10 protein-coding genes are annotated in these 13773 nt (G+C 37.6%); 6 read left to right on the top strand and 4 right to left on the bottom strand.

What is annotated here, in order from left to right; genetic code table 11:
- Positions 1 to 125: 125 nt before the first annotated feature.
- Together D8Q48_RS03910 and D8Q48_RS03905 are read right to left on the bottom strand one after the other, a co-directional pair.
- Positions 126 to 1865: a [FeFe] hydrogenase, group A gene (locus tag D8Q48_RS03910; protein ID WP_121055490.1), complete on the bottom strand. Its 1740-nt coding sequence runs from the start codon at positions 1863 to 1865 to the stop codon at positions 126 to 128.
- Entirely contained in the window at positions 1859 to 3691 is a 1833-nt protein-coding gene (locus D8Q48_RS03905; protein WP_121055488.1) for an NAD(P)-binding protein, read from the bottom strand. Before D8Q48_RS03905 ends, D8Q48_RS03910 begins: the two co-directional genes overlap by 7 nt.
- Before the next feature lie 294 nt (positions 3692 to 3985).
- Here D8Q48_RS03905 and D8Q48_RS03900 point away from each other — a divergent pair, with 294 nt between their 5' ends.
- The 3 genes from D8Q48_RS03900 to D8Q48_RS03890 all read left to right on the top strand — a co-directional run bounded on the left by D8Q48_RS03900 (position 3986) and on the right by D8Q48_RS03890 (position 6611).
- Entirely contained in the window at positions 3986 to 4873 is an 888-nt protein-coding gene (locus D8Q48_RS03900; RefSeq protein WP_117989525.1) for a DegV family protein, read from the top strand.
- 17 nt (positions 4874 to 4890) lie between these two features.
- Complete coding sequence (locus D8Q48_RS03895; protein ID WP_117989526.1) at positions 4891 to 5580, top strand: YoaK family protein; 690 nt, start codon at positions 4891 to 4893, stop codon at positions 5578 to 5580.
- A 95-nt stretch (positions 5581 to 5675) separates the two neighbouring features.
- Positions 5676 to 6611, top strand: a complete 936-nt coding sequence (locus D8Q48_RS03890) for an ROK family glucokinase (protein WP_117989527.1) — start codon at positions 5676 to 5678, stop codon at positions 6609 to 6611.
- A gap of 117 nt (positions 6612 to 6728) precedes the next feature.
- On the opposite strand, the gene asnA is transcribed toward D8Q48_RS03890, so the two are convergent.
- On the bottom strand, positions 6729 to 7739 hold the full coding sequence (gene asnA / locus D8Q48_RS03885) for an aspartate--ammonia ligase (RefSeq protein WP_117989528.1): 1011 nt from the start codon (positions 7737 to 7739) through the stop codon (positions 6729 to 6731).
- 838 nt (positions 7740 to 8577) lie between these two features.
- Here asnA and D8Q48_RS03880 point away from each other — a divergent pair.
- The gene (locus tag D8Q48_RS03880; protein WP_121055486.1) at positions 8578 to 9498 is read left to right on the top strand and encodes a TMEM198/TM7SF3 family protein; all 921 of its coding nucleotides are present in this window, start codon (positions 8578 to 8580) and stop codon (positions 9496 to 9498) included.
- A 56-nt stretch (positions 9499 to 9554) separates the two neighbouring features.
- Positions 9555 to 10376 carry a PHP domain-containing protein gene (locus D8Q48_RS03875; RefSeq protein WP_022074761.1) on the top strand — a complete coding sequence of 274 codons (822 nt, stop codon included), beginning with the start codon at positions 9555 to 9557 and terminating at the stop codon, positions 10374 to 10376.
- 56 nt (positions 10377 to 10432) lie between these two features.
- On the opposite strand, the gene D8Q48_RS03870 is transcribed toward D8Q48_RS03875, so the two are convergent.
- Positions 10433 to 11323 carry an AraC family transcriptional regulator gene (locus tag D8Q48_RS03870; protein ID WP_117989530.1) on the bottom strand — a complete coding sequence of 297 codons (891 nt, stop codon included), beginning with the start codon at positions 11321 to 11323 and terminating at the stop codon, positions 10433 to 10435.
- Between the two features lie 191 nt (positions 11324 to 11514).
- Between D8Q48_RS03870 and D8Q48_RS03865 the strand changes: the two genes are divergently transcribed.
- On the top strand, positions 11515 to 13770 hold the full coding sequence (locus D8Q48_RS03865) for a glycogen/starch/alpha-glucan phosphorylase (protein ID WP_117989531.1): 2256 nt from the start codon (positions 11515 to 11517) through the stop codon (positions 13768 to 13770).
- Positions 13771 to 13773: the final 3 nt, after the last annotated feature.

The following is a 13773-nucleotide window of genomic DNA, read 5'->3' as shown; positions in this document are numbered from 1 at the left end:
AGTAATCAAAGAGTTATAAAAAAGAGACGCAGCCGTTATTGAAAACGGATATGCGTCTCTTTTTTTCGTACAAATATGAAGGCTTAGATTTGGTTAAAAAATTAATATTGTGTTAAAAAAGTTATTTAAGCTTTTGGCATCTCCCAGGCATTATGGTCTGTGTGAAGAAGCATATGTGCTTTGTGCGATAATGGTTTCTCCATGTAGTCAGAGTACAGCTTCTGTACATCCGGATTTTCATGAGAGAAACGAAGCGGTGCATTAGCATCCAGGAAGTAGAGATTTTCACCACGCTCATGGGCAAGTTCTTCTCCATCATGGATTGGCTGACCGCCACCTCCGACGCATCCGCCAGGACAGGCCATAACTTCTACGAAGTCATAGTGTACTTCGCCATGTTCGATTGCTTCAAGTAATTTACGTGTATTGCCAAGTCCGCTGACAACGGCAGCTTTTACAGTTGCATTGCCAAGCTGTACTTCAGCCTCTATAACACCTGTTTCAAAAGATGGGCTTCGTACAATTTTAAATGCATCCGGCTCTGGATTTTTACCTGTTACAAGATAGTGGGCAGAACGAAGAGCTGCCTCCATAACACCTCCGGTAGCACCGAAGATTACACCGGCACCGCTGCCTTCTTTCATAAGTGGGTCGCATTCACGGTCTACTAATGTAGAAGGTGAAATGTGTGAAGAGCGGATCATACGTGTAAGTTCGCGGGTTGTAAGAACCGCATCAATATCATTTCCGGCATATTCTTTATAGAACAGTTCCATGTTTCGTTCACCTTTTTTAGCAACACAAGGCATGATGGAAAGTGTGTAAATATTTTCTGGTTTTACGCCAATTGATTCAGAAAAATAAGTTTTCATGACTGCACCAAACATCTGCTGTGGAGATTTTGCAGTTGATAACTGTGGAACCAGATGAGGATATTGCGATTTGATAAATCGAACCCATCCAGGACAGCAGGAGGTAAACATTGGACGTAATTTTAATTCGCCTTTTGTAAATCTCTGCAGGAATTCATTACCCTCTTCCATAATGGTCAGGTCAGCAGAGAATGTTGTATCAAATACATAATCTACACCAAGATGTTTGAGAGAATCCATGATTTTTCCTACAGTTGCTTCTTCACGAGATAATCCGAGAGCTTCACCCCATGCGGTACGTACAGCAGGAGCAACCTGTGCTACAACTACCTTATTTGGATCAGCAATGGCACGGAATACTTTTTCTGTATCGTCTCTTTCATGAAGTGCACCAACAGGGCAATGTGTGATGCACTGTCCACAAAGTGAACAAGATACATCAGAAATCTTTTTGTTTCCTCTTACATTTACGGTTGTTCTAGAACCGGTACTTGTCACATCCCAGATATGTAAATCCTGAATTTTATCACAAATCTGGATGCAGCGCATACATTTAATACATTTTTTGGAATCACGGATAAAAGGAAAATCCTTTTCCCATGGAAAATCTTCCAGTCTTTGTTTGTATGGAATATCAAGGATATTCAAATCATTTGCGATTTTCTGTAATGTACAGTTTCCACTTCTTACACAAGTTGCACACTGGCAATCATGCTGAGATAAGATAAGCTGTACAGTTTTTTTACGGGCATCACGCACTTTAGGACTGTTTGTGTAAATAACCATGCCTTCTATCGCTACGTTATTGCAGGAGGTCATAAGACGATCCATTCCTTCGCGTTCGACAACACAGACACGACAGGCTGCGATATCGTTAATGCCTTTTAAATAGCAAAGTTTTGGAATCTGGATGCCGATGGATGCAGCCGCTTCCATAATGGTTGTACCTTCCGGTACGGAGATTTTTTGGTTGTCAATCGTAATATTTACCATAATGTTTCTCGACCTCCTTTGAAGCTTCCATAACCGAAGTGATCACAGCGCAGACAACGTTCGGCTTCTTGATCTGCCTCAGCTTTGGACATACAGTTTTCAACACCATCAAAGTCGCAGACGCGTTCACCTGCTTCACGTTCCGTTAAGTTTACTCTTCCGCAAGGTTTACGATCACAAAGTTCTGGTTCCGGAATCTCAACATCACAGCTGATGATATGATGATATCCAAGATATTCATCAATGTTTGCTGCGACTACTTTAGCAGCTGCAATTGCTTTGATTACAGTTGCAGGACCGGATGCACAGTCTCCACCGGCAAATACGCCAGGAATATTATCAAATCCACCGGAAGTTGCAGTCTGGATTTTACCGCGCTGAACAGGTACACCAGCTTCTTCAAAATGCTGAAATTCGATATCTTGTCCGATGGCAACAATCAGTGTCTGACAAGGAATAAATACGTCTTCTTCTCCTGTCGGTCGTACACTTGCACGTCCGTCTTTGATCTTGCTGATCATTTGCGGAGTAACATAAATACCGGTTATATGATTAGTGTCATCTACCTGAATTTTGGATGGAGCCATCAGAGTCTGTATTTCAATTCCTTCAGCGATAGCTCCTTCAATTTCAGCTGCAAGAGCTGTCATATCAGCTGTACGACGACGATATACAATACTTACCTTTTTGGCACCGAGACGTTTTGCAGTGCGGACAGCGTCCATAGATACATTACCGCCACCGATAACAGCAACTTCCTGTCCCTCAAGATTTGCAGGTGTTCCTTCGCCGACGTCACGGAGAAAACGAACTGCGGAGAGGACACCATCTGCATTCTCACCTTCGATACCAAGTTTTTTATCTGTACTTGCTCCGATTGCAATCAGGACAGCGTCATAATCTTCACGAAGACTTTGGATAGTCATATCTTTACCGATTCGTTTACCATATTCAACTTCGACACCTGTTTTTAAGATTGCATTAATATCATCATCCAGACGGTCTTTAGGAAGACGATAATTAGGGATACCATAGCGAAGCATACCACCTAATTTTGGAAGCATCTCAAATACATGTGTCTGATGTCCCATTAACTGCAGAAAATATGCAGCACTTAGTCCGACTGGACCTCCGCCTACAACAGCAATTCGTTTACCTGTAGATGGTGAACAGACCGGAGGTGGAACTTCGCCGGCAAAGTCAGCTGCTACACGTTTGAGACCGCGGATATTGACAGCATCGTCAACAATATTACGGCGGCAACGTGCTTCACAAGGATGCTCGCAGATAAAACCGCAGGTTGTAGGGAATGGATTATCCTTTCTGATCAAGCGGATAGCATCTGCGTAACGACCTGTTTTTACAAGCGCGATATAACCAGGAATGTCAACATGTGCAGGACAAAGCGATACACAAGGAACCGGCTGAGTATACTGGCATGTACATCTTCCCTGACGAATATGCTCTTCATAATCTTCACGACAGCCTAATAAACTTTTGTAGACCATATGAGCAGCTTCGTATCCAATCGGACAGTCAGCACTTTCCATAATAGAAGTAGCAAGCTCCATCATTTCATCTAATGTCTGCATGGTAGCTTCGCCATTTAAAACATCTGTCAAGAGGTTTTTTAATTGCCAGAGACCGACACGGCAAGGGACACATTTTCCACAGGATTGTGTGTGACACATTTCAAGAAAGGCACGAGTCATATCTACAGGACAAAGTCCTGGAGGGCTGGATTCGATTCGACGTTCCAGATCACGATAGAGTCCTTCAACAACGACCTGAGCCCGGATAGGGGTAGGGATTTCTAATCTACTCATATCAAATTCTCCTTTTCATAAATAAATTACAAATGTATATACGCATAATATGTAACACGTAAACTTGATTAAGTTTATTTTATGCGATAATCTAAAAAAAAGCAATAAAAATGCACAAAAATCTAAAAAATAGTTTGTTAAAATTTATGCAATATAACGATAAAAAATTAACGTTGTGTTTTTCACAAGGTCAGTTTATACGAACTTAAAAGAGAGAGGAAAAAGGAATTGTCTTTTATGGTAAATGCTTTATAATAGGAAACAACATAAGTGATAACATGGAGGAAGTAGAAGATGGGAGAGTATATTTTAAGTTGCTGTTCTACGGCAGATATGCCAAAAGATTTTTTTGAAGAACGAAAGATATCATATGTTTGTTTTCACTATTTTATGGATGGAGTAGAGTATCCGGATGATCTTGGACAGTCTATGCCATTTCAACAGTTTTATAAAAAGATGCAGGATGGTGCGGATACCAAAACATCACAGATTAATGTAGGCGAGTTTGTTGAATATTTCCGACCATTTCTTGAAGATGGAAAAGATATTTTACATGTGACATTATCATCAGGAATTTCAGGAGTTTTGAATTCAGCACGCACAGCGAAAGAGATGCTGGAAGAAGAATATCCGGACCGAAAGATTTATATTATTGATTCGCTTGCAGCATCTTCCGGATATGGACTTTTGATGGATAAGCTGGCAGATTTGCGAGATGAAGGAAAATCCATTGATGAGGTTGCCTCATGGGCTGAAGAACATAAGTTGGAAGTACATCATTGGTTTTTTACAACAGACCTTACATTTTTTATTAAAGGGGGAAGAATATCTAAGATTTCGGGATGGTTTGGAACAGCGTTAGATATTTGCCCACTATTAAATGTAAGTAATGAGGGAAAATTAATTCCAAGATTTAAGATACGTGGAAAGAAAAAAGTCAGCAAAGAAATAGTGAAGAAGATGGAGCAATTTGCCGTTAATGGTTTAGCATATGCAGACAAATGCTTTATGTCCCAGTCAGCATGTTATGAAGATGCGAGAAAAGTTGCAGATATGATAGAAGAGCGTTTTCCAAATCTGAAAGGAAATGTTGTGATCAATGACATTGGGACCACGATTGGAAGTCATACAGGCCCTGGAACTGTTGCATTGTTTTTCTGGGGAACAAAACGAGAAAATTAAGAGAGAAGTGTAGAGAAATGAAACATTCGAAACAAATGTCGGAATCCATTCGACTGGGAATTGTGCTTGCAGTTGCAGGCGGATTTATGGATGCATATTCTTATATGTGCAGGGACGAAGTGTTTGCAAATGCACAGACAGGAAATATGCTTTTACTTGGAATTCATTTATCACAGAAAGAATGGGGGCTGGCGGCACATTATTTCTTCCCGGTGATGGCATTTGCAATCGGAATTGCCCTGGCTGAAGTGATTCGTTACAAGAGTAATGAAGAAGGTTTGTTTCACTGGAGGCAATTTTCTGTATTAGCGGAGGCTGTTGTACTTATAGGGGTAAGCTTTATTTCACAAGATATGAATACGCTGGCGAACAGTCTTACATCTTTTGCATGCGGAATTCAAGTAGAAAGTTTTCGTAAGATTCATGGAAATGGAATTGCGACAACAATGTGTATTGGTAATTTGCGAAGTGCAACACAGAATCTGACAGATTTTTTTAGAACAAAAAAAAGCAGTTGTTTGCAAAAAAGTTTTTTGTATTATGGCGTGATTTTATGCTTTGTGATGGGTGCTATCATTGGAAATAAGTTCGTGATCCTAATGAAAGAAAGAGCTATTTTAATTTGTTCAGCTATTTTATTTGTTGCATTTATCATGATGTTTGTAGATCGCGAAAAACAGGGGCATGAGAAAAATATAGTTAAATGATAGCAAAGTTACTGGTTGACGAGAATATAACAAATTAGGTAAAATATAAATAAAAATAAGAAAGAAAACTGAAAGAGATTCAGCGAGGTAAAGGCATGAAAAAATATGGATTTGGTGTAGATGTAGGGGGAACTACTTGCAAAATTGGTTTGTTTGATATGAGCGGTGTGATTCTTGAAAAATGGGAGATCAAAACAAATACAGAGAATAACGGAGCATCTATATTGGATGATGTTGCAGCATCTGTACTCGGTAAGATGGAAGAAAAGAATATTGATAAAGAAGATGTTCAGGGAATTGGACTTGGCGTGCCTGGACCGGTTGACAATGAAGGTGTAGTACATAAATGTGTAAATCTTGGCTGGGATGTTGTAAATGTTGAGAAAGAACTGGAAGAGAAGACAGGGCTTCTTGTCAAGGCAGGAAATGATGCGAATGTAGCTGCACTTGGTGAGATGTGGCAAGGTGGCGGAAAAGGATATCAGAATGTTGTTATGGTCACACTTGGAACAGGTGTTGGCGGCGGAATCATCGTCGGCGGTAAAATAATTGCAGGAGCTAATGGAGCCGGAGGAGAGCTTGGCCATATCCATATGGATGATGAGGAAACCGAATGCTGTGGCTGTGGAAGAAAAGGTTGTCTGGAACAGTATGCATCTGCTACAGGAATTGTACGTATGGCAAAGAAGAAGCTTCAGACTGAAACAAGAACAACAAAATTGACAGCTTTTGATCCATTAACAGCAAAAGATATTTTTGATGTAGCAAAAGAAGGAGATGAAGTAGCGTTAGAGCTGGTAGACAAGCTTTGTACAGTGCTTGGAACTGCTTTGGCAAATGTAGCCGGTGTAGTAGACCCAGAGGTTTTTGTAATCGGCGGAGGTGTTTCAAGAGCGGGAGACATTCTTATTGAAGGAATCCAGAAAAAATATTCTGAAATAGTATTCCAGGCATGTCGTGAGACAAAAGTGACACTTGCAACACTTGGAAATGATGCAGGTATGTATGGATGTGTTAAATTATTATTCTAAAATTATAAAGAATTTTAAATGATATAAGATAATAGAAAATGGTAGATAATACTTCAATAAGTGTTATCTACCATTTTTTATTGTATCAGTCAAAGCAAGTATCGATTATGGCAGAGATTACAATAACTGAATGCCATGCTCTCTTGCACATTGAAGGACTTCTTCAGGCCAGATAGAAGACTGGACTTCACCGATATGTGCTTTTCTTAAGTAATACATACAAATACGTGACTGTCCGATACCGCCACCGACAGTGTAAGGAAGCTCTTTGTTAAGAAGCGATTTCTGGAATGGAAGTTCGGCGCGATCCTCGCAATCTGCAAGCTTAAGCTGTCTGGCAAGTGAATCTTCATCAACACGAATTCCCATAGAAGAAAGCTCTAATGCAATATCCAAAACAGGATAATAAACGATGATGTCACCATTTAAATCCCAGTCATCATAGTCAGGAGCACGTCCGTCGTGTTTTTCTCCTGAAGCAAGTTCTTTACCGATTTGAGAGATAAATACCGCTTTTTTTGCTTTTGCAATCAGATATTCACGTTGTTTTGGTGTTTTGTCAGGATACATATCTTCTAATTCCTGAGAAGTTACAAAGAAAATATCATCAGGCAATAATGGCTCAATGTAGTTATAACGTCTGGAAATATAGTTTTCTGTTTCTTTTAATGCACTGAATACTTTTCTTACTGTATATTCCAAAGTTTCTGTATTGCGTTCTTCTTTGGAAATGACTTTTTCCCAATCCCATTGATCAACATAAATAGAATGAATATTATCGGTATCCTCATCGCGACGTATGGCACTCATGTCAGTGTAGAGTCCTTCCCCGGAATGAAATTTATAATGCTTTAATGCATATCTTTTCCATTTGGCCAGTGAATGAACGATTTCAGCAGGTGCATCGTCCTGCTCTTTAATACCGAAAGAAACAGGTCTTTCTACTCCATTTAAGTTATCGTTCAGTCCGGATTCCGGGCGGACAAATAATGGGGCGGAAACACGTGTTAAATGCAAAGATTTCGCAAGTGCACGTTCAAAATAGTCTTTTACTTCTTTGATAGCAACTTCTGTCTCACGAATTGTAAGAGGAGACGAGTAGCCTTCAGGAATTGTTAAATGTTCCATACTTTAAACTCCTTTGTCTATGATTATAAGAGATGATTAAAAATTCAACTCTTATGAAAGAATATACCTATTGTACTGATTCTTAAAAAAAAAGTCAATAAATGTGTTTCAAGTACATTTTTATAAATAATAGAAATGCTAAGAAAAATTGAATAGTACAAGACAGAAAAATGAAAAGAAAAACAATAGAAAACTGACAATTAAATAAAAATATAAAATATAACAGAAAATATATTGACAAAAATAAAAATGAGTGTTAATATAAAGTCAACAAAAAGAACTGAACGAATACAATTGAACAGACAAAAACATCTGAAAGAGTGATAAATAAATCTTATTAGCTAAGATAAAAAGAAAAGTGAAAAATCATTGAAAGAGATGGAAAAAGGTCTTCTTCAAAAAATATTCAGTAAGTTCCACTTATGAAGGATTCTCGATATTGGGTGAGAAGAGATAGAGAAAGATCATAATGACGAGAAAGTTATGAGAGAAGTAAAATCTATTTCGAACGTGATTCTCATCAGAGAACGAATCGTAAGAATAGAAAAGAATAGGAGGTATAGACCACCAGCATATTAAATGAATAAAGAATTACATATAAAGTAAGGGCTGATATGAATCGGATGGAAAATCGTATCGGCTCTTACTTTTTGCTGTTTTATACGATAGGAAATGCTTTTTGAGGGTTTTAAACAGAAAAAATTTTCGTGTACATCTTGTGAACTTAGTTTGATTTACTTGTATAACATTGTAAAAATTGATAAAATAAGGATAGTATCAAAAGAAAAAGATACAGAAACATACGGGGAACTATAAGTATAAAAGAGGAGAGATTAAGATGGACATAAGTACAATAGCTGATCAAGTATATCAATTTCTTAAGGGTGTAAATTCAGATACAGTAAATCAGGTTGTAAGTGAAAATATGATGATTGCGCTGATTGTTACAACTGTGATAGGTATATTTTTAAGTATGTTTGGTTTAAAAATGATTCGTTTGTGGAGTGCACTTCTTGGACTTGTTGCAGGTGCCGGAATTGGTTTTGCTGTGACAGAATTAGCAGGATTAGAACCGATGATTGTGGTAGGAGCAACCATTGGGGGCGGAATTGTATTGGCATTTTTGGCAGGATTTTTTTATCGTTTTGGAATATTTTTGCTGGCACTTCTGTCAGGAACTTACATTGCAATCCTGTTTGTGAATCCACAGGATTGGATTTTCCTGGGGGTATGTCTGGCAATTGGTATTGTCATCTCATTGCTGGCATTGAAGTTTGTAGAACCAATCATGATTGTTGTGACAAGTATAATCGGTGGAGTGCTCGCAGGGGATGCAATTGCTACATTGGCGGAGCTTGATAATCCAATTTTTAGATACGGAATCATGGTACTGGTTGCAATTGTCGGTGGTATAATTCAATTTACACTGGAATCCGGTAAGCGTAAAAAGAAGAATTTGAAAAAAGCAGCTGAGATAAGAGAACAGAATTCTACAGAGAATGAGGTAGAAAAAGCAAGAGCTATGTTCGATGATACCATTTTGTTAGATGATGAGCCGGACGATAAGTCAGATGATAAACCGGATGACAAGCCGAAGAAAGAACCAGACTTGAGTTATCTGGATGAAATCGATTTGGCTGACGAAGAATATGAAGAAGAAAGTGATTATGTTGACGGCTACAATCCAGATGATTATACAGATTTAGATGATCTGGAAGATGATGACGATTTTATTATTATTACAGATGATGATAAGTAATATAACTGTACTGCATAGATAGCAGACAGTAAGAAAAGGCAAAGGGGATGCTTCGTATGAAAATTGATATGCACTGCCACGTAAAAGAAGGCTCTGTTGACAGTAGGGTTAGCGTAGAAGAATATATTACGATCTTAAAAGAAAAAGGATTTCAGGGAATGGTCATAACAGACCATAACACGTATAACGGATATCGTTATTGGAAAGAACATATCAAAGGAAAACGACACACAGATTTTGTAGTGTTAAAAGGAATTGAGTATGATACGAGGGATGCAGGACATATTCTTGTGATTATGCCGGAAGGTGTGAAGATGAAGCTTCTGGAGCTTCGTGGAATGCCGGCACCGGTGCTGATCGATTTGGTACATCGTAATGGAGGTGTATTGGGACCGGCACATCCATGTGGTGAAAAGTATTTAAGCTTTACGAATACAAAACGTTTTTACAAGTCCCCGGAATTGATGAAACGATTTGATTTTGTCGAGGCATTTAATTGCTGTGAGTCTCCCGAGTCGAATGATGGTGCAATGAAGCTTGCGGAAAAATATGGAAAAGTGAAAGTGGGCGGAAGTGATTCCCATAAGACAGATTGTATTGGAAAAGCATATACTATTTTACCTGAGCCTGTAACATGTGAAACAGAATTGATTTCTATGATTCACAAAAAGACAAAATTTCAGGTTGGTGGTACATTCTATACGAAGACAACAAAAGAAAAGATGGGAAAGATCAATAAGATTCTGGCATATTCATTCTGGGTTTATAATAAGAGTGGGGAGCTCTTAAGGAGGCATGGAAGGAATTCCAAGATGGAAGAGGAGAATCCGTTTGATCCGATTGATCCAATTGAATTATACTTGCAAGGCAAGGAATAATACAGATAAAAAAGATGACATGTTCTCGGGCGTGTCATCTTTTGGGTTATGAGGAATTATTCGTCAGAAGCTGTTTTCTTGCGATATGCCCCCGGAGTAGTGTGATATTTTCTTCGAAACAATCTATTAAAATAAGAAAGATTATCAAATCCGGAAAGAGATGCAACTGTAAGGATTGATTCATCGGAAGATACAAGCTGGCGTGCGGCAATGGTGAGTCGGTAATCATTTAAATATTCAATAAATCCCATTCCCATATGCGATTTGAAAAATTTCATAAAATGCGATTTACTATAATGAGTTAGGTCAGCCATATCATCAATGGTAGTTGGTTCATCGTAATGTTCTTCTACATATTTTAAAATCATTTTCAATTTGTCCAGTGATTTTGAGCGGGCACTTGAAATATTTTTTTTACTTATCTGGTTAGATATAAGAAGGTACATGAGTTGAAAAAGTCTTCCTTTTACAGCTAATTGATATCCTTTGGGGCGTATATCACACAACTGATCGATTTCCCGGATGCAGGATGCGATTTCTGAATAATAAGGAAGCGCAGGAGTAAAAAATGTTTCAGTTCGAATGTGGTTGTTTAAAAGTGGAAGAATAAACTGCTGTGCACATAAATCTTGCTCTCCGCTTATTAACATGGCAGGATCAAGAAGAATATTTTCATATTCCATGCGGAAATGTTCTTTTTGTTCTATAGAATGCAATTGCCCAGGGCGTACAAATACAATATCACCGGCGGAGACTAATTGAGAATGGAAATCTACAGATATGGTCCCACACCCTTTCGTGATTACGATAAATTCCAGTTCTTCATGCCAATGAAGCGGAACCTGATTAAAATCTACAGGAATACAGCAGAGATAAGTGTTGTAAGGAAATTCTATGTTAGTATGCGATTTTGATTCATGATAATTTTGATATTCATTCATATTCATAATAGAGCTCCTTTCATTTTGCAAAAAATGTTATCAAAAGTAAAAGATTGGATTGTTAAAAACTATCATTTGTAAAATTGATAGTATTGTACTATAAAATAAGAGCATTTTGCAAGAAAAATAAATATAATCATATTAAAATACATATAGAAAATGAAAACAAGCAAATGTTTGAAAGGAGAATCACATTTATGAAGATTCAGGAATTATTGCAGCAAAAACTTGGAAAATCAGTGGATACAGCTTCAAATACAGAAATTTATTATGCACTTTTAAGTATTGTGCAGGAAATGGCAAAAGAAAAAGAAGCTCCGGCTACAAAGAAAAAAATTTATTATATTTCAGCAGAGTTTTTGATTGGAAAATTGCTTTCTAATAACATGATTAACCTTGGAATTTATGACGAAGTAAGAGAGCTGCTTGCAGCAAATGGAAAAGATATTTGCGAGATTGAAGAGGTAGAGCCAGAACCATCTCTTGGAAACGGCGGACTTGGAAGACTGGCAGCATGTTTTCTTGATTCAATCGCAACTTTGGGAATTAGTGGAGATGGAATTGGGCTGAATTATCATTTAGGATTATTCAAACAGGAATTTGAAGACGAATTGCAGAAAGCAGTGCCAAATCCATGGATTGAAAAAGAAAGCTGGCTTATAAAAACAGATGTGACATATCCGGTTACATTTGGTGATTTGAAATTACAGTCAAGAATGTATGACATTGAAGTTACAGGATACAATAATCAGACAAATAAACTTCATTTATTTGATATAGATTCCGTAGATGAAACAATCGTAAAAGATGGAATTACATTTAACAAAGAAGATATTGCAAAGAATCTGACATTATTCTTATATCCTGATGACAGTGATGATAATGGTCGTCTTCTCCGTATTTATCAGCAGTATTTCATGGTAAGCAATGGTGCACAGCTGATTTTGGATGAGTGTGTTGCCCGTGGATGCAATTTACATGATTTAGCAGACTATGCAGTAATCCAGATTAATGATACACATCCGACAATGGTAATTCCAGAATTAATTCGTTTGTTAGTAGAACGTGGAATTGCAATGGATGAGGCAATTGAAATTGTATCAAACACATGTGCATATACAAATCATACAATTCTTGCAGAGGCATTGGAAAAATGGCCAATCGCTTACTTGAACAAAGTTGTACCACAGCTTGTTCCAATCATTGAAATTTTAGATGATAAAGTAAGAAGAAAATTTGATGATGAAAAAGTTGCGATTATCGATAAAAATGATGTAGTTCATATGGCACACATTGATATTCATTATGGATTTAGTGTAAACGGAGTTGCATCTTTGCATACAGAGATCCTCAAAGAGACAGAATTGAATCCATTTTACCAGATTTATCCAGAAAAATTTAATAATAAGACAAATGGAATTACATTCCGTCGCTGGTTGATTCACTGCAATCCGGGATTGACAGAACTGCTTGATAAGGTGATTGGAAAAGAATATCGAAATGATGCAAACGGGCTGGAAAAATTACTGGCATATAAAGAAGATGCAAATGTATTAGACCAGTTGCTTGAAGTGAAAAAAGAAAATAAAAAAGCACTTTGCGAATATTTGAAGAAAACACAGGGTATAGAATTAAATCCAGAGTCAATTTTTGATATTCAGATCAAACGTCTGCATGAGTACAAACGTCAGCAGATGAATGCACTGTATGTAATCCATAAATATCTGGAAATTAAAGCAGGAAAGAAACCATCTACACCAATTACAGTTATTTTTGGGGCAAAAGCAGCTCCTGCATATGTTATTGCAAAAGATATTATTCATTTAATTTTATGTCTTCAGGAATTGATCAACAATGATCCGGAAGTAAGTCCATATCTGAATGTTGTTATGGTAGAAAACTACAACGTGACAAAAGCAGAAAAACTGATTCCGGCTTGTGATATTTCTGAACAGATTTCACTGGCGTCAAAAGAGGCAAGTGGAACAGGTAATATGAAATTTATGTTGAATGGAGCACTGACGCTTGGAACAGAAGACGGGGCAAATGTGGAAATCCATGAGCTTGTTGGAGACGATAATATTTTTGTATTCGGTGCTTCAAGTGAAGAAGTTATTGAACACTATGCAAAAGCTGATTATGTGTCAAAGAAATTCTATGAGGAAGATGCGGACATCAAGGCAGCAGTAGACTTTATCACATCAGAGCAATTACTTGCAATCGGACATGAAGAGAATTTGACAAGATTGAAAAATGAGTTGTTAAATAAAGACTGGTTTATGACACTTCTTGATTTCAAAGCTTATGCAGCAAAGAAGGAAGAAGCATTGAAAGCGTATGAAGATCGTAAAGCATGGGCCGAGAAGATGGTAGTAAATATCTCGAAAGCAGGATATTTCTCATCTGACCGTACAATTGCAGAGTATAACAATGATATTTGGCATGTACAGTAAATT

The organism is Ruminococcus sp. B05 (assembly GCF_003628495.1).
Classification (GTDB): Bacteria; Bacillota; Clostridia; order Lachnospirales; family Lachnospiraceae; genus Schaedlerella; species Schaedlerella hominis.
The sequence above is the reverse complement of the archived record's forward strand: the minus strand, read 5'-3'. Positions and strand labels throughout refer to the sequence as shown.

What these genes read in the sequence shown, in the direction of transcription:
- D8Q48_RS03910 (WP_121055490.1), bottom strand. Translation starts at nt 1,865, where the DNA reads ATGGTAAATATTACGATTGACAACCAAAAAATCTCCGTACCGGAAGGT.
- D8Q48_RS03905 (WP_121055488.1), bottom strand. Translation starts at nt 3,691, where the DNA reads ATGAGTAGATTAGAAATCCCTACCCCTATCCGGGCTCAGGTCGTTGTT.
- D8Q48_RS03900 (WP_117989525.1), top strand. Translation starts at nt 3,986, where the DNA reads ATGGGAGAGTATATTTTAAGTTGCTGTTCTACGGCAGATATGCCAAAA.
- D8Q48_RS03895 (WP_117989526.1), top strand. Translation starts at nt 4,891, where the DNA reads ATGAAACATTCGAAACAAATGTCGGAATCCATTCGACTGGGAATTGTG.
- D8Q48_RS03890 (WP_117989527.1), top strand. Translation starts at nt 5,676, where the DNA reads ATGAAAAAATATGGATTTGGTGTAGATGTAGGGGGAACTACTTGCAAA.
- asnA (WP_117989528.1), bottom strand. Translation starts at nt 7,739, where the DNA reads ATGGAACATTTAACAATTCCTGAAGGCTACTCGTCTCCTCTTACAATT.
- D8Q48_RS03880 (WP_121055486.1), top strand. Translation starts at nt 8,578, where the DNA reads ATGGACATAAGTACAATAGCTGATCAAGTATATCAATTTCTTAAGGGT.
- D8Q48_RS03875 (WP_022074761.1), top strand. Translation starts at nt 9,555, where the DNA reads ATGAAAATTGATATGCACTGCCACGTAAAAGAAGGCTCTGTTGACAGT.
- D8Q48_RS03870 (WP_117989530.1), bottom strand. Translation starts at nt 11,323, where the DNA reads ATGAATATGAATGAATATCAAAATTATCATGAATCAAAATCGCATACT.
- D8Q48_RS03865 (WP_117989531.1), top strand. Translation starts at nt 11,515, where the DNA reads ATGAAGATTCAGGAATTATTGCAGCAAAAACTTGGAAAATCAGTGGAT.